At 37.3% G+C, this 16,062-nt stretch carries 12 protein-coding genes; 6 read left to right on the top strand and 6 right to left on the bottom strand.

Annotated elements, in window-relative coordinates; genetic code table 11:
* The first annotated feature begins 35 nt into the window (after positions 1 to 35).
* Both K8089_RS09960 and K8089_RS09955 read left to right on the top strand, forming a co-directional pair.
* A complete protein-coding gene (locus K8089_RS09960) occupies positions 36 to 704 on the top strand; it encodes an ABC transporter ATP-binding protein (RefSeq protein WP_237603137.1) in 669 nt (222 codons plus the stop codon).
* 21 nt (positions 705 to 725) lie between these two features.
* A complete protein-coding gene (locus K8089_RS09955) occupies positions 726 to 2,141 on the top strand; it encodes a TolC family protein (protein ID WP_237603136.1) in 1,416 nt (471 codons plus the stop codon).
* An 841-nt stretch (positions 2,142 to 2,982) separates the two neighbouring features.
* Here K8089_RS09955 and K8089_RS09950 read toward each other — a convergent pair.
* The 5 genes from K8089_RS09950 to K8089_RS09930 form a co-directional block, all read right to left on the bottom strand.
* The gene (locus K8089_RS09950) at positions 2,983 to 3,546 is read right to left on the bottom strand and encodes a PIN domain-containing protein (RefSeq protein ID WP_237603135.1); all 564 of its coding nucleotides are present in this window, start codon (positions 3,544 to 3,546) and stop codon (positions 2,983 to 2,985) included.
* The gene (locus tag K8089_RS09945) at positions 3,536 to 3,991 is read right to left on the bottom strand and encodes an excisionase family DNA-binding protein (RefSeq protein WP_237603134.1); all 456 of its coding nucleotides are present in this window, start codon (positions 3,989 to 3,991) and stop codon (positions 3,536 to 3,538) included. The genes K8089_RS09950 and K8089_RS09945 overlap by 11 nt, the downstream gene beginning before the upstream one ends.
* Positions 3,992 to 4,591: 600 nt before the next feature.
* Complete coding sequence (locus tag K8089_RS09940; RefSeq protein ID WP_237603133.1) at positions 4,592 to 6,592, bottom strand: T9SS type A sorting domain-containing protein; 2,001 nt, start codon at positions 6,590 to 6,592, stop codon at positions 4,592 to 4,594.
* Positions 6,593 to 6,677: 85 nt separating this feature from the next.
* Positions 6,678 to 7,439 carry a LytR/AlgR family response regulator transcription factor gene (locus tag K8089_RS09935; protein ID WP_237603132.1) on the bottom strand — a complete coding sequence of 254 codons (762 nt, stop codon included), beginning with the start codon at positions 7,437 to 7,439 and terminating at the stop codon, positions 6,678 to 6,680.
* Positions 7,440 to 7,462: 23 nt separating this feature from the next.
* Entirely contained in the window at positions 7,463 to 9,424 is a 1,962-nt protein-coding gene (locus K8089_RS09930) for a tetratricopeptide repeat-containing sensor histidine kinase (RefSeq protein ID WP_237603131.1), read from the bottom strand.
* A 278-nt stretch (positions 9,425 to 9,702) separates the two neighbouring features.
* Here K8089_RS09930 and K8089_RS09925 point away from each other — a divergent pair, with 278 nt between their 5' ends.
* Both K8089_RS09925 and K8089_RS09920 read left to right on the top strand, forming a co-directional pair.
* A complete protein-coding gene (locus tag K8089_RS09925; RefSeq protein ID WP_237603130.1) occupies positions 9,703 to 10,683 on the top strand; it encodes a hypothetical protein in 981 nt (326 codons plus the stop codon).
* Positions 10,684 to 10,780: 97 nt separating this feature from the next.
* Positions 10,781 to 11,296 carry a hypothetical protein gene (locus K8089_RS09920; protein ID WP_237603129.1) on the top strand — a complete coding sequence of 172 codons (516 nt, stop codon included), beginning with the start codon at positions 10,781 to 10,783 and terminating at the stop codon, positions 11,294 to 11,296.
* Between the two features lie 51 nt (positions 11,297 to 11,347).
* Here the strand turns inward: K8089_RS09920 and K8089_RS09915 are convergent, their stop codons facing one another.
* Positions 11,348 to 11,662 carry a DUF6804 family protein gene (locus K8089_RS09915; RefSeq protein WP_237603128.1) on the bottom strand — a complete coding sequence of 105 codons (315 nt, stop codon included), beginning with the start codon at positions 11,660 to 11,662 and terminating at the stop codon, positions 11,348 to 11,350.
* Positions 11,663 to 12,162: 500 nt separating this feature from the next.
* Between K8089_RS09915 and K8089_RS09910 the strand changes: the two genes are divergently transcribed.
* Together K8089_RS09910 and K8089_RS09905 are read left to right on the top strand one after the other, a co-directional pair.
* A complete protein-coding gene (locus K8089_RS09910) occupies positions 12,163 to 12,936 on the top strand; it encodes a DUF805 domain-containing protein (protein WP_237603127.1) in 774 nt (257 codons plus the stop codon).
* The gene (locus K8089_RS09905; protein ID WP_237603126.1) at positions 12,926 to 15,577 is read left to right on the top strand and encodes a hypothetical protein; all 2,652 of its coding nucleotides are present in this window, start codon (positions 12,926 to 12,928) and stop codon (positions 15,575 to 15,577) included. The genes K8089_RS09910 and K8089_RS09905 overlap by 11 nt, the downstream gene beginning before the upstream one ends.
* The last annotated feature ends 485 nt before the right edge of the window (positions 15,578 to 16,062 follow it).

Here is a 16,062-nt window from a genome sequence, read left to right as displayed (position 1 = left end):
TGTATAAAAATTATGACGAATACTAAATACAAAATATGCTACTGGAATTAAATCACATTTTTAAATGGGTTTCCCAGGGAGGAAGCCGAGTTTTTCTTTTAAAAGACATCAATCTACTAGTGGAAGAAGGCGAATTTATTTCAATTATGGGACCATCAGGTTCAGGAAAATCTACTTTGCTAAATGTTATTGGTATGTTAGACGGCTTTCAGGAAGGTGAATATAATTTTCTTGATCAATCAGTTCATTCCCTGAAAGAAAAAAAACGCTCCCAGCTCTATAAGGAGTATATTGGATTTGTCTTTCAAGCCTATCATTTAATAGACGAATTGACAGTCTATGAAAATATAGAAACGCCTTTGCTATACAAAAATGTTAAAGCATCGGAACGCAAAGCTTTGGTTGCCGATATGCTAGACAGATTCAATATTGTTGGCAAAAAAGACCTTTTCCCTAGTCAGTTGAGTGGCGGTCAACAACAATTGGTGGGTATTGCTCGTGCCTTGATTGCCAAACCAAAACTAATTTTGGCTGATGAGCCCACAGGCAACCTTAACTCCAAACAAAGCGAGGAGATTATGGAGCTTTTTAAGGAATTGAACCAAGAGGGGGTTACTATTATTCAGGCCACACATTCTGAATTGAACGCAGCATACGGCTCAAGAACGATACATCTTTTAGATGGTGGCCGCGATAACATTTAATTCTATTTATTATTCAAAATCATGAAAATCAAAATCATTTATCTCTTATTACTAAGCTTTCCAGTTGTTGTTTTCGCACAAAATAACAACCGTACCATTCGAACCCTAGAGGAATGTATTGATTTGGCTCTTAAAAACAATTTGGATTTAAAGCAAGCACAGTTTAAGGAAAACACAAGCGACATAAATTTTAGACAAAATAAAAACGCCCTGCTTCCAACGCTAAATGGCACTTATAATTTAGGTATTTCTAATGGAAGAAGTATAGATCCATATACAAATACATTTGTTAATGAACAGCTAAGCTTCTCGAATGCTACACTAGGACTGGATGCCACTATATTTAATGGCTTTAGGCTCATCAACAGTTGGAAACAAGCAAAACTGAACCTACAGGCCAGTGAGATGGAAACAGAAGCTGCAAAACAAGCCTTGATTTTGAATGTTACTTTAACTTATCTGCAGGTATTGAACGCACAGGATTTGATTAAACTTGCCAAAGCAAGGGTAACTACCACCCAGGAGCAATTAGATAGACTTAGAAGTTTGTATGAGGAGGAAACAGGAAATCCTGCAGAATATCGGGACCTTCAAGGACAAATTGCTGCAGACGCTTCCTATTTGGTTGAAAGTGAAAAAACGCTAGAAAACGAACTCATTAACTTGAATACCTTAGTAAATGCAGAAGCGGAAATTACAGTAGCGGGCTTAGATTTACAGTTGAAAATTAAAAAATATACATACTCCCCATCTGATGTCTATATGCAAGCTTTGGAAGTTTTTCCTTCCGTTAAGGCTAGTGATTTAGCGCTGGAGGCTGCAAGCAAGGGAGTTGCTATTGCACGGTCTCAATACAGCCCAGAAATAAGTCTTTTTGCAAACTTAAATACTAATTATTCAAGTGCAGCTCGTCTTTTTAATGAAACGGGAAGCAGCATCGTTGAAAATGGCGATTTTGTTACCATAAACAATGAAAATTATGCAGTATTGAGTGAAGAAACAAATTTTAGAAGTGAGGAAATCCCCTATAACGACCAATTTGACAACAACTTAAACTCTTCCTTTGGTGTTGCTGTTACTGTCCCTATTTTTAATGGCTTCCGAGCCAAAAATAATGTTGCACTGGAAAAAATAAAGAAAGAAGAGGCAGAAACAGCTTTAGAGAAAACCAAACTCAATCTTCAGCAGTCAGTTAAACAGTCATACAATTCAATGCAAACTGCCTATGAGCGCTATAAAATTCTACAAAACCAAGTTGAGGCTTACCAGGAATCTTTCCGTATAAACGAAATTCGTTTTAACAATGGAGTCTCAAATAGCGTGGATTATATTGTAAGTAAAAATAATTTGGACAATGCCCAGATCAATTTAGCAAATGTTGGTTATGAATATTTGTTACGTGTTAAAGTCTTAGAGTATTATAGGACTGGTCTTTAGTGCTATATTAAATGCAAATCAGACACTGTCATTGTTTTCCCTTTTTAAAATGAACAGCCCTTCACAAGTTTTTTAAAGCACCCACTTCATTTACTCAATGAGGCTATTACTTTTGTTCCAATAAAAAAAACATCCCCTGCGCCCTCCCCCCTCCCATATCAATTCCCAGACTAATAGCTAACCCCGCTGCCGCGCGATTGTATGGCATGTGCTACAATAGTATATTTCATTTTCACTGGCGCCTGTGTTACGCAAAATGAAGCAGAAAGCGTTTCAAATTATTCTGACATTCATATAGCCTTTTACTGATTTTTGAAGCCGAAAAAATGACTATATTTGATATTCTCCCCAGTTAAAAAAGTTCACTCTTCTGGTTTTCTGTAATGGAAAGGAATCTATTTAGGTCTTAAAAAAAGCTATATTGCTATTAAAAAACTTCACTTTTGATAACCAATATACTTAATGTCCATTCCACTTACCAGAGAATCTGTGATACACAATACCGGTATCAATCCAACCCCTCCGCTGCCGCGCTCCCGAGACTTCGGGAGCATCGCGTGTGCAACTAAATTATTTGACGGTGGATTGTGGAATTGTTTAATCGTTTAATTGTTGCACTCTAGCTTAAAGCCTATTGCTTGCTGCCTATAGCAAAAATCAGTATATTTGGTTTTATCCCCCTTTGGCCACCGAAGCTTTATGCGTAGGTGGGGTGTTATAAAGCTCGCTGTTACGGTTTTCCGTAAGGGTTGGGCTTGCTTTTGTTTTATATTTGGAAACAATACTCTATTAGAGATATATGCCGACGAAGTTGAGAGTAAACAAATTGGCAATAATTTGATTACAATTGAGAATGTAGAAAATCGGCAGTATCTTTCAGACCTCTATTTCTTAAAATATCTAAAACTTGAAATTCATCCAAATCTGGATTTCTTCTGTTTAGGACTAATTGTTTAAACGCTTTAACTGCTTGCTCTGGATTTAAATCAATTATGTCGGTTAAAAAGTCATCAGCGGTTTTAGCTGTTAATCCGAAAGATGCTAAATAATAAGATGGGAAGTTCTTAATGTTATTTGTAACAATAATATTTGCATTTGTTTTAATTGCTGCTGCAAGGACGTGTCTATCTTTAGGATCTGGCAATTCCAAACTATTGATCAACCCGGAATAATTGTCAACCAAAGCATCTGGAAATGCTATATTTGCTCTTTCTACTCTTATATTAGCTTCTTCTTCGCTCACCCCTTTTCTCATCATAACACCTTTCCATTCATCAAAAATATGTTCGCTCCATTTTGGAGTATACATATCGAAATGAGCAAACCAAAATAATAAATCCCGTATTTCGATTGGATAAATTACATTGGTATCTAAAACACACTTAAATCTTACACTATGAATCATAAATTCCCAATTCTTCGTCCGACTTCATTATATCAATAATGTTCTGTTTCTGAGTTCTCTTCATTTTCTTTTTGTACATCATTACATCTTCGAATTTAACCCTTCTGTGTTTACCAACTTTAGTGTATTCTATTTGACCTTCTTCAAGTAATTTAACTAAATGGGGTCTTGAACAACCAATGATTTCAGCAGCTTTTTGAGTTGTGACTTCTGTTGCTACTGGTACTAAAGAAAATGGTTTTCCTTGACTCATTGCCTTCAATATTTCCCCTAAAAACTTTAAGGCGCTCAAAGGAACTTTAATCCTCTCTTGAGTTTCTTCTATTTCAATTTCTGGGTTTTCTGACTTTAATTGTTCAATAACAGAAGCTAAAGCATCATATGATTCTATTGCTAATCTTTGCTCATCTTTTGACGGCTTATTAATATTGTTATAAGTTTCCATTGTCTCTGCTTTTAGTTAACTATACAATATTAAACGAAATAAACGAAACAGACTTACAAGCCGATGTTAAATTTTAAAAGCTATTATAAACATCGTAACCTTTGCACACACCTTAATCTTTAAAGCCGAAACAATATGGGCCGCGTTGTTTTTTTTCGGTGTCTGCTAAGAATGAAATAGATAGCGGTTCTATTTAACGAAAAAGTTCATATTTGGTATTCTCCCCCTTAGGCCACCGAAGCTTTATGCGTAGGTGGGGTGTTATAAAGCTCGCTGTTACGGTTTTCCGTAATTGGCAGGTTTGCGTTAGGGTGGCTTTGATATACTTCAACACCTTTCAACAAGCTCAGGACCGGCTGGCTTAGCGCAGGTTGTTTTTATGGTTCTTGCGCTTTATAAAAATCACTTGACCCCCCCATGAATTCACAGATTCACTTATTAAGAGTGATCCATGTTAATTAAGTGTTTACTGCTTTTTTTTGGAATGGGTGAATTATAGAAAGAGGGCAAGAAATTTCTACTAAATTTCTTGCCCTCACTTATGCTTAACTAGTAAATCTTATATCAATTTACTTTTAAAATAAGCCACGCTCTATATTTCTAATTTTTTATAATCTTTTTAAAGCCAGTTCCCTTTTCGGTTTCAATGGAAAGGAAATAGACTCCAGATTTTAAGGCTGAAATATTAAGTTCAGTAATCTGTTTATTAGTAGTGCGTGCGTCAATTAATCTTCCTTGAAGGTCGTAGATGCCAATATTTTTTATAACTGAAGCGGATTGAATGCGTATTAAATCGTTGGCAGGATTTGGAAATATTACAATTTTTAAATTGTTATATTCATCTACTCCTAATACACTGAAGGTAGTAACTGCTTCATTTGTCTCCACTGGGAAGTTATAATCAAAATAAATATTGGCTTTGGCTCCCACATTATCTGTTGAGTTTAAATCGCTCTTGGTCTTCATTTTAAGCAGTATGTTTCCGTGACCTCCCGTATCGAGATTTATGTTTTGAAAATGAAACTCTGCCAAATTATTATAAACTCTTATTTGTACATCGTGGGATATATTAAGTATTTGAAGACTTGTGGGATCAAAATCATCGGGATTGATTTCCATAGTTACTACAACGTTCTCTGCAGGCGCAGTTCCCGTATTTTCAAAATTTATAACATAGTGAAGAAAATCTCCAATATAGTTTGTGGGCACCTCTTCACCCTGTAAACACACAATATTGTTAGGGTCAAAGGATCCAATTACAATTTGATCTAGCGTAAAAAAGTTATCATTTGGCATTTCATCCCCTGCCACGGGGTTAATCTCAGTAAAAAGCACCAATATATCTCCAATATTTACGGGAGGTGTGTCCATGGGGTCATTTACATCAAGAACAATCTCAATAGTTTCGGTTTGATAGGGCTGCAAGTCGGTAAAATTGAATGTCATTGTTCCCGCGCCTTGGGAGTTGGGCGTGGTGCTTGAAGACACAAAATCCATTTGGTCTTCTGGGAAGTTAAACTGAACATCTCCAGAAAGGGTTTGGTTTCCTTTATTTTTATAGACTAACCAATAGGTTGCTTCAAATCCTGGTCTTGCGGGTGTTATTGGTGCTATAACTACTTCAAGGTCTTGATGTATTCCGTTAGCTTCTGCACAAAAGTCTTGCGTCTCTATGCTATTGTCAATTATTGGAAATAATATATCTGCAGACGGTGGATTAATATTGAAATAGTTGGGGTTCTCCAAGTTTGGGAATAAGGAGTATGTACCTGCCTCTGCGGCATAAACATTGTAAACTCCTTGAGCATTGCTGTAGGCTATTGCATTGGTAGGGCTGCCATTAAACTCTATATTAAAACTTGTATAGGGAATAGTACTGTCTCCTGCGTCGCATCCATCGCCTTCATCGTCAAATTTTGTTACTCCGGTAATTGTATTTACCTCACCCCCTGGAGGGAAGGTGCAGAAAGAATTTACTGGATAATCGGTTCCGGCAAATTGCTGTATTTCGGTTGTTTGGAAATTATCTGCACATACATACTGTAAACTGGGATTATTGCTTGGGAACCAATTTTCCATCCAGCTTCCTGACCCCATGTTTGCGCTTTCATCACTACCATTTTTTATGAAGACTGTTTCTAACAGTGGGTTGCCTGCTATATATAATGCAGTTAGGTTTACGTTTGAACTACAGTCTAATGTGGTAATAGACGAGGCTGATATCAAAAAACTTTCAAGAGCAGTACAAGCAGCAATATTTATTGAAGATAAGGATCCAACATTGGGAGGAATGGCAGCTTGAATACTCAATGAAATTAAATTTACATTAGCTGCAAAATCTAATACAGCTACCTGGTTTGGGTCACTTTCAAAATTTTCTAAATTAATGAAGGCCTCTAGGCCGGTTAAACTCATAATATTTGGAGATTGTAAGGACATTGAAGTTATGGCCAAGGCTTCAGATTGCTGTATTTCTCCATCGTTATTGGTATCGACGCCATCATTTATTAATTCAGACTTAAACGATGTGTCTGGAATGTTTATTATTTGCGCACTAGCAAAACCAGTAACAAGTAAAAGAAGAAGTAGTATTTTTTTCATAATTTGAAATTTTCAATAAATGTAGTTAAGTGTTTTTTGTGTTTAAAGGGTGAATGAGCATACGCCAATTTTCATTTAGAATTCGCTACATAGCTTTTAAAATATTTTGCAATCGCTCCCTTTTCCGTTGCGAAATTGGCAAACGGCTACCATCTTCCATTACCACATAACCGCCATCCTTTTTAATGTACGATCTTAAATAATTAAGGTTTATTAAATGCGATTGATGGATGCGTTCAAAATTGTGCTGTGCCAAAAGCTCTTCATATTCCTTTAATGTTTTTGAAATCATTATTGGTTTGTGATCGTTTATAAAAAACTTGGTATAATTATCCTCACTTTCGCAGCGCACTATATCGCTTATATTAAAAAGATGTATTCCATCTTGGGTTGACAGTGCAATGCGTTTAAAATTATCTACATTTTTCCGAATGTTTTCCAATAACAGATCAATATGCGAAAAATCGTTTTTCTTTTCAACAACCGTTTCAATCTTTTCGATTACTTTTTGAAGTTCTTCGGGATCAACTGGTTTCAACAAAAAATCAAGCGCGCTAAACCTGAAAGCTTTAATTGCGTATTGTTCGTGAGCAGTTATAAACACAATGTTTGAAGTAATGGTTTTATTTCTTTCAGCTACTTTTTCCAAAATGTCAAAGCCGGTACCATCGTTCAACTGTATATCCAGAAAAACAACTTGGGGTTGTAATTTATCCATTGCATCGACGCCACTTGCAACGCTATCTGCTTCCCCAATTATCGTTATATTGGGGGCAAATAGGGCGAGTAGTTTTTTCATTCCTTCCCTTAAATTTTTATCGTCGTCTATTAAAATTGCTTTTATCATAAATATTTTCGAAATGCTATAGTCTAATTGCCAATATACTGCAAAGGCAATTGCAGTTTTATTTTTGTACCGATTATTTCTTCATCTTTTTTCATCTCTTCAATTTCAATGTTGGTTTCTTTAGTTGTTGCTTCGGCAATCATTTCCAAACGTTTTTTAATAATACCCAGTGCCATGGATTTATGTGCCAATACCAAATCTTTTTTATTTTTTTGGGATTGGTGTATCCCCACGCCATTATCAACTATAGTACAATGCAGGGATGAATTGGTAACCGAAAAAGCTATTGAAATAGTTCCGTTTTCTTTCTTGGGAATAACACCGTGGATAATGGCATTTTCAATAAATGGCTGAATCAATAAAGGTGGAAGTGCCACATCGTCCTCAATATTTGGGTCTTTTGTAATGCTGAAGCCGAATTTATCATTAAACCGAAGTTGTTCCAATTCCAAATAATTTTGAAGGCTTTCAATTTCTTTATCAATAGGAATGAGGGACTCTTTTGAATACTCTAAAGTCAACCGCATCAATTTTGAAAATTTTGAGAGGTACTTTATAGCAGAATCGGTTCCATTCTGAACAATAAAACTTGATATGGATCCCAAACAATTAAATACAAAATGAGGGTTCATTTGCAGGTGTAGTGCTTTTTGCTCATATTCTGCCAATTCTTTTTGAAGGGTGAGGGTTTTTTTTAGTTGGTGACGATTGTATATTAAGAACCCAATGCCAAAAAGCAATAAGGCAATGAGCGCTCCAAAAAGCAATTTTAAATTATTGCTTTTTGCTTCTTCTTTTATTAGTAATTCCCGTTTTTGATTTGCTTCCTTTTGCAGAAGCTCTCTCTTTTCAAACTCATAGTTCATAGCGGCCTCAATTGCTTTTCGCACATCGTTTTTTTTGTTAAGGCTGTCCTTGGTGGTGCTATATTTTTTAAAATGAATCAGTGCTTGATTGGGGTTTCCCGTTTGATAATAAATATCGCTTAACAATCTTTCTGCCTCCCCCATCTGTTCCATTACGTCAGTTTCCTTTGCTAAATTCAGAGCGTTGTTAGCGGCTTGTAGGGCTTTTGTGTTGTTGTTTTGATGGTTGTAAAATTCAGCTAAAAGAAGGTAGGTATCTGCTAGGCCAAATTTGTCATTTATTTCACTAAAGGCAGCGATTGCATTTTGCCAGTTTTCCAAAGCCATTTCTGGGTATTTGCGAGTGTGATAATAAGCACCAATATTATTATACCACTCGCCCAATGCCCGAGTATTGGGATATTTATCCAAACTATTTTTTGCCGCAGTGTAATATTGAAAGGCTTTATCTAATTGTCCATTTTTAAAGTAAATATTTGCAATATTGGTTTGGGTAATCCCCGCATTTGCGGCTTTTAGTTCTTGCTGAATATGCAAGGCTTTAAGGAAATATTGCAAGGCTTTCTGATTTTGGGATTGTGATTTGTAAACAACCCCGATATTATTATAGATTTTAGCGGCCTGTCCCTTGTTCTCCAACTTTTCATATGCTCTAGCCGCATAGAGATAGTATTGAAGTGCTTTGGCATAATTGCTTTGTTCGGAAAAAACAATGCCCATGCTACCATAAGTTTTGGCAATACCTTGAGCAACCTCGACCGAGGTTTGGGGTGTTTTTGGTAGTTCTTCAAAAATAGATTTTCCCCATACAAAGTGGTCCATTGCTTTTTGATAATCGCCCAAAATAATATGGGCAGTACCCATATTTAAATAGGCATTCCCCATTTGTATCTTTAGTTGCTCTTTTTCGGCTAAATTAAGGGCTTTCAGTGCGAACTGGAGCATTTTATGAGGATCACTGTACTTGTATTGTTGTGAAATGGCATTATACAGTTTAGCCTTTTCTAGATAGTTTTCCGTGCTATCGAGTTTGTTTTGAAGACTATCTATAATTCTATCCTGTGCAATAAGATTATTGACATTTAAAAATAGAATAACTACAATAACCAATAGCCGCATACTCGTGAATTTAATAGTCGAAAGTATACGAAACTAATTAATTCCCTCCAGATGATTTAGAATTTGCCTGTTTTGATTTAGAATTTGATAGCTTATAAAGAGGGACGAGGGACGAGCGACGAGGTGGGAACGACGAGCGACATGCGACGAGGGGGAAGGGACGAGCTATTTAGCACTTAAGATAACGAGAGGGAAAACCCTGTGCAATTTGGGGGTTTTTACCATAACCGTTTCATTTTTAATTATTTACATTTGTTTTACACTTTAAAAACTTAATTATGAAAAACCTATTTGTTCTAAAGATGAAACAGGCCGGGTTTGTAGTACTCATGGGAATGTCATTCATTTCCTGCGAGAAAAATCCAATTACCTTAGTTTTGCACAGTCCTATCTATCCTTCGGAAAGCCAGGCTGTAACCTATACTGCCGAACGTGTAACCGATGGCAGCATCACCACGGCAAAACTATATGAAACAGTAAATACTATAAACAGCAGTAATACCATTACTACGGCTGGCACAGAAACTTTATTACAAACCTGGAACAATCCCAGTGGCGATTTAAGTTTTACTAAGTCCAGCGGACACGGCGATAACAAATTGGTAACCTACCGATGGGTCTTTACCACACCTGACCAAACCAAGTCGTTTAATGTTACCTACGCCACCAACCCGTATCCTGTAACCAATATGCCAGCGCCAGTGTATGCCCAAGGAGATCCAGACGATGTTTTCGATTTGGTGTTTATTCCCGATACCGATATTACAAACATTAATACTTTTTATACGCATTGTAGCGGTGTTATTCGGCAATCGTTCTTTGATGAGTCACACACACAGTTTTGGAGACGGCAACACAACTTTTACATAAACGCCCAAACCGGCCACGCCACCGATTATGATAGAAGAGCTATTGATGGGCCGCATCAGCTGCCTTCCAATAATTCCTTTCTAAGCTTTGCAGAAGGTAAAGCGCTAATGCACCAAAACGACCTGCGTGACTGGGCAAGTGGCGGTGTTTTTTCTACCGAAATGCAAAATAGAGGAACGGTTATGCACGAAGCTGGGCATTCGCTTTACGGGCTAAAAGATGAATATGGTAATGGAACCCATGCGCAACAAGCTGAATTTCCGAACAATTGGTCAACTCTAGCTGGAGCCCAAGCGGCAGCCTCAGATTACGGAAGTTGCAAGGAAGCTTCAGATGCCGTGGAAATGGGCAGTAGTGGTTGGTATCATTTATGTGTGTCTAATTGCTAAATGGTAACCACTGGCCTTAACCATACCCAATATGATTGCCCCTGCAAAAGCAGAATTACCTACGTAGTCTTTGATAACGCTTCAAATTGAAAAAATCATGAAAACACCATATACTATATTTTTTATCACAGCTTGGCTGTTGTTATCAATAGCAGCACAAGCTCAAGAAGAGAACGACGAACAAAAGCGCGCGCTTGTTGAAAAAAACACCACGCCTTTTAATTTGAACTATTTTTCAATCACCGAAAACTCCTTTTATGTTTTGGAAGCAATGGTAGTGAACAATAAAATAGTAATAGACAGTAGCGCCACAATTTCCGTAGTACCCGGAAAACTACCCTACCCAAGTGGTGATTTTAAAGTATCAATTTTAGACAAACAAGGAAATCAGATTCTGGAATATTTTATGCAAGACCCGTTGATTGCCCGTTCCTGTGAAGGAGAAAAAAACCACACAACCCCTCTAGAGAAAGGTCGTGCGTATATTTCTCTTCCGAAAAACAACACTATAAGCACCTTAGTTTTTATTCGAGGCAAAGAGCAAATTGGCACAGTAGATATAGGTAATCTTATAGTAAGAACACAAAATAATCCTACAAAAGAAGGACAGTAATAGTGCGTTGTGAACAGGTGAAACTTATAGTGTAATCCGTTTTATCCCTCCTTATAAATATGTTCTGGGGGGCGTTGATTTCTTTGGAAATAGTGTAATTATAAGTCCGATGGCAACTACTACATCTACAATATTCCAAAGATCGCGTCCAAGAGCAATTTTAAGGAAAGGTTGGAATAGCAAGGCGAGAGCGGCGTAAATAATTACGGCGGTATTGTTATTTTCATGTTTAGCCCGGTAGGCTAAATATCCGAAGCCTATGAATGCCAAAAAGCGTACTAGTTGGTAAAAGCCGTAGGGCATGTCTAGTAGGCAGAGGAGGAATAAGACTGCCAAGACGATTTTTATAAGTTTAGTAACCTTCATGTTCTATAAGTTTAGGACGGCTAATAATTCCCATCAATTTTGCAGAGTCAACCTCCATCACCATCAGCTTTCTCACATAGCATAAAGCATGATGGGTTCTAGTCATTTAATTTGAAATGTTAGTTTTTCAAAAATAGAACAATACAAAATCACCACATTACGGGATTCCTCATTTATAACAAGTTTTCAGAAAAAAGAACTATTTGATGAGGGACGAGGGGGAGCGACGAGGGACGAGGGATGAGAAACGAGGACCGGGGACCGAACAAGACGCAAGAGACTAGTGGCTAGACTAAAATCGGTCAACTCTAATCAGGGAAATTCACTCTTTCTTCTTTCTTCTTTTTTCTTTCTTCTCCCAAAAGCTATCGGGACTATTTTCGAGTTCATTTTTTATTCTCCCATTGTCATCTTAAAACCCCAAACCAAAAAACATTTAAAAAACAAATTTGCAAACTCCGCTACATTTATACTATATTGCCTTCCTGTATTTTTAACAAATGTTTAAGAGCCCCTTTTCATTTAACGGACGTATCCGCAGAACCGAATTTGGCATTAGTTATGCCCTATTTTTGTTCTTTATATATGGGTTTGCATTTATAATTGAGCAATTGAATATTTCAGGACTTCAGCTTCTTCTTCCTTTTGCTGCAGCATATTGGTTTTTAGTAGCTCAAGGAGCAAAACGGTGCCACGACTTGGGCAACAATGGCTTTTATCAACTTATTCCTTTTTATATTTTCGCCATGATTTTTAGTGAAGGGGAAAAGCGGAAAAACAAGTACGGCCAAGATCCCAAACTTCAGGAATTGCTGGACAGGGAAGTTTCAACACCCGCAAAAGCAGCGCAATTTATATCGCCGGAAAAAGGTATTCTAAAAAAACTTGGTAGTGAATTACTCAGCGGCATTTTAATGACAGCTTTGGCAGTTGCTTTGGTAAGTTATTTTCTAAGGGACGACGGCTGGGGGAATTTTATTATTGAATGCATACTTATTATAGCTGGTTATTTTACCGTATTGGCGGTGAGTTTTAATAGAAACAACTTTACTAATTCGTCCACTTTTTTCATTGTTCACAGGGCAGCTTTTAGTATTGGTTGGTATTTAGTTATAGTAATTTACGAAGTTTACAGCAACAATATTACAGAGCTCAACTTCGCGGGTATTAGCGGAGATATAGCGTATTTAATAGGGAGTTTTATACTTACCTATATACCTTATTTTTATTACAAAACACGTAAGAACCAAAATCTCATCTCGCTTGAAGCCTAAACACCATATACTTATTTCGGCGCTATTATTGGGAGGCTTAATATTGCTAGGCTATGCTAAAAGAGCCGAAATAGAAGAATCGATACGCTGGCATGAACGAGTTCTAAATTGGGAGGATTTCCCTGTGATTAATTCCATATCAGGTAATTTTCACGCACAGGTATATTCCGATATTCAGTTTGAAGGCAATCGAGCAGATAAATATTTAAATATTTATGCCCAAATGATTCCCCATAAATCGGGACGTATTAATGAAGCCGACATAGAGTCGGATCAATTGTTAATTCACGAGCAGCATCATTTTAATATTACCGAATATTACGCGCGTCTTTTTAGAAAGGAAGCCATTGGCATTGGAATTGAAAATTTGACCAACAATGAATTACAGCGGTTGGGTAAAAAATATTTAGAAGCCGAAAGATTAATGCAGCTTCAGTATGACGACGAATCTAAGCACAATACCCAATGGCCTGCACAACGATATTGGGAGTTATATATTGATGGGTTGTTACGTGAAACTGCCAACTACTCCAATCAAGACCTATACAGTTATCAAGATTTTTACAAACAAGACTCCCCTTGGTTTAGAAAAGTTTACCAAAGTTTGGAAGGCGAATTACTCACCTCCTATCCCGAAAATACTATTAATAGTATGTATGGTGAAGTTTACAATGTAGTGAGAAAGCCAGACAGCACGGTGATATTATTTTACAAAAATGGAACACTTGTAAATGGAGGCTATTTTGAAGCCGCCCAAACCAGCATCACTTATTCTGACAACGGAAGTAGAGAGGTGAAACGTTTTGATGCGGAAGGGTCGCCATTTTCTAATACAACGGTCGCTCATATTACTCGTACCATTTCAGATGAAAACGGTAATATTACCCGTACCTATTTTGATGAGAACGGCAATCGAGTTGCAAAAAATGGAGTTTATAAATTAAAAGGTATTTGGAATGCTGCCGAAAAAAGTATGTATTCCAGTTACTTTAACAAAGACGGAATGCCTGTAAAAAGATTTAAAGCCTATCACGAACTTCGTGAAATGGGGGCTAACAAGGTTACCAAAATTATTTCTTCTTTTAGTAAGGGTGGCAAGCCTATGCTTGACGAATTTTTTATTTTCAAATACGTATATGAATCTAATGACAACTTTGTAGTAACAAACGCAAAGGAGTTTAATATGGACGGTAAACTGGCTATTGCGGTTGATCGCTACAATTCGACTTATGAGTATAACGCCCAGGGGAATATTATCGCCACTGCTTTTTTTGATGATGCCGGAAACAAAACCACAGACGTAGATGGGGTTCATAAATACACCTATAGTTATGATATATATGGCAATTTAACCGATTTACGAAAATTTAACATCCGCGGTCTGCCCACCAAAGGAATGGATGATTACCATCAACATGTTTCGCTTTACGACAGTTTAGGAAGAATTACCTTCGACGCGAAATATTATCCAGGATACGTTTTAAAATTTTCAGAAAAAAAGGATGGCGCTACGACCTATGAATACCAAGGAGATTCGCTCGTAATTAAGAAAAATGTCGATGCTTTCGGAATAGAGTCTGCTAACGATTTGGGCGTCTCAAAAACGCAACAATTTTTAAATGATAAAAAAGAAATAATAAGCGAAGCATTTTTTAAAGCTGACGGGAACTGGGCAAAAACCGAAGACGGCGTGGCAAAGTACCATTACAAATACGACGAAAGAGGTAACCAGATTGAAATGTCTGCCTTTGACTCTTTGGGAAAACTACACGCTTGGCAGGAAGACGTGGCGATAGTGCGTTGGGAGTACGACAAAAACAACAACAAGACTAAAACCACTTATTTTACGGTGACAGATCAATTGGCGAATGCGGTTGAAAATACTACTTTTAATCGCTATAAATACGATGCCAACAATTATTTGATAGACCGTTCCAATTATGACAAAAACATGAATCCCAGTCTTATAGACGGAGTATTTAGAACAAGCGTTATTGTAAACCGGTTTGGAATGGATTCCATTGCAAAAATGTACGGAACGGACAATAAGTTGCTCGCCCCAGCAGGAATGGTTAAATATACTTATAACCCCCGCGGACTTTTACTTACGGAGAGCTTCTTTAACCAGCGAAATCAACCAGCCCTGAACGCGAATGGGGTTCATAAAATAGTTTATAATCGCGATAAACACGACAGGTTTACGGGCACCGAATACTATGGCACAAAAGGTGAAAAAACAACTAGTTTTGAAGGCTTTAGTACAATGGTAGTAGAACTTAACTACGCTGGCTTTTTACGCCGATATTCCTATTTTGGTGTCAGAGAAAATCCGGTTATAGGTCCGGAGGGGTATCATAAATTAGAAAATTTTTACAATGATAATGATGAAGTTGTTAGATCTTCCATTTATGGCACAGACGATAAACTAATGAACAACGCCGAAGGCATTGCCGATTACGTTTACCAAATAGACAGCAGCGGAAGAACCATTCGCACATCATTTTACGATGCCGACGGCAATCTAACTGAAGACGCACAGGGCATCGCCGAATACATCTACTCCCCCGCTCAAAACGGCCTTTATTACTTAGAAAAACAACTAACGGCTAATGGCACTGAAGTTGCCTTAGACGATTTATAATGTGTAAAATGTTTATGGTGGATTTGGTGATGGTTGATTTGTTGGTTGATTAATCCGTTGATTGGTTAATTTGGGATTCATTTTCGTTTTCATCTTCGTCTTCAAATTACCCGTCAGTATTTGATTTGAATTTTTCTCTTCCAGGGTATTGTTTCTTGTTTCCATTAAGTACTGTTTGCCATCTTCTTTCTTCCTTTTTTCTTTCGTTAATTATCGGGAGAAGTTGAAGATGAACGTGAAGATGACGTATGACGGTAGGACGTAGGACGTAGGACAATTTAGATTTGAGACGTGAGACGTGAGATTTGAGACTGGATTCAGGAAACAGGATTCAGGAGATGGCAAATTTGAACACGAAACTAAGAACTGGAAAGAGTTGAAATTGAAGATCAAAGGCTTTACCCCTTCCGACCGCCAGATTAAAATAACAACTATAATTAAAAATTGTAACCGGCGGCCACCTTCCCCTGAATTAACCTTCTTTC

Source organism: Aequorivita vitellina (assembly GCF_022008365.1).
In the GTDB taxonomy this organism is placed as follows: Bacteria; Bacteroidota; Bacteroidia; order Flavobacteriales; family Flavobacteriaceae; genus Aequorivita; species Aequorivita vitellina.
Note: the sequence above shows the minus strand (reverse complement) of the source record. Positions and strands in the feature narration are given on the sequence as shown.

Coding starts and splice junctions, on each gene's coding strand:
- K8089_RS09960 (WP_237603137.1), top strand. CDS start 36: ATGCTACTGGAATTAAATCACATTTTTAAATGGGTTTCCCAGGGAGGA.
- K8089_RS09955 (WP_237603136.1), top strand. CDS start 726: ATGAAAATCAAAATCATTTATCTCTTATTACTAAGCTTTCCAGTTGTT.
- K8089_RS09925 (WP_237603130.1), top strand. CDS start 9,703: ATGAAAAACCTATTTGTTCTAAAGATGAAACAGGCCGGGTTTGTAGTA.
- K8089_RS09935 (WP_237603132.1), bottom strand. CDS start 7,439: ATGATAAAAGCAATTTTAATAGACGACGATAAAAATTTAAGGGAAGGA.
- K8089_RS09920 (WP_237603129.1), top strand. CDS start 10,781: ATGAAAACACCATATACTATATTTTTTATCACAGCTTGGCTGTTGTTA.
- K8089_RS09930 (WP_237603131.1), bottom strand. CDS start 9,424: ATGCGGCTATTGGTTATTGTAGTTATTCTATTTTTAAATGTCAATAAT.
- K8089_RS09940 (WP_237603133.1), bottom strand. CDS start 6,592: ATGAAAAAAATACTACTTCTTCTTTTACTTGTTACTGGTTTTGCTAGT.
- K8089_RS09910 (WP_237603127.1), top strand. CDS start 12,163: ATGTTTAAGAGCCCCTTTTCATTTAACGGACGTATCCGCAGAACCGAA.
- K8089_RS09950 (WP_237603135.1), bottom strand. CDS start 3,546: ATGATTCATAGTGTAAGATTTAAGTGTGTTTTAGATACCAATGTAATT.
- K8089_RS09945 (WP_237603134.1), bottom strand. CDS start 3,991: ATGGAAACTTATAACAATATTAATAAGCCGTCAAAAGATGAGCAAAGA.
- K8089_RS09915 (WP_237603128.1), bottom strand. CDS start 11,662: ATGAAGGTTACTAAACTTATAAAAATCGTCTTGGCAGTCTTATTCCTC.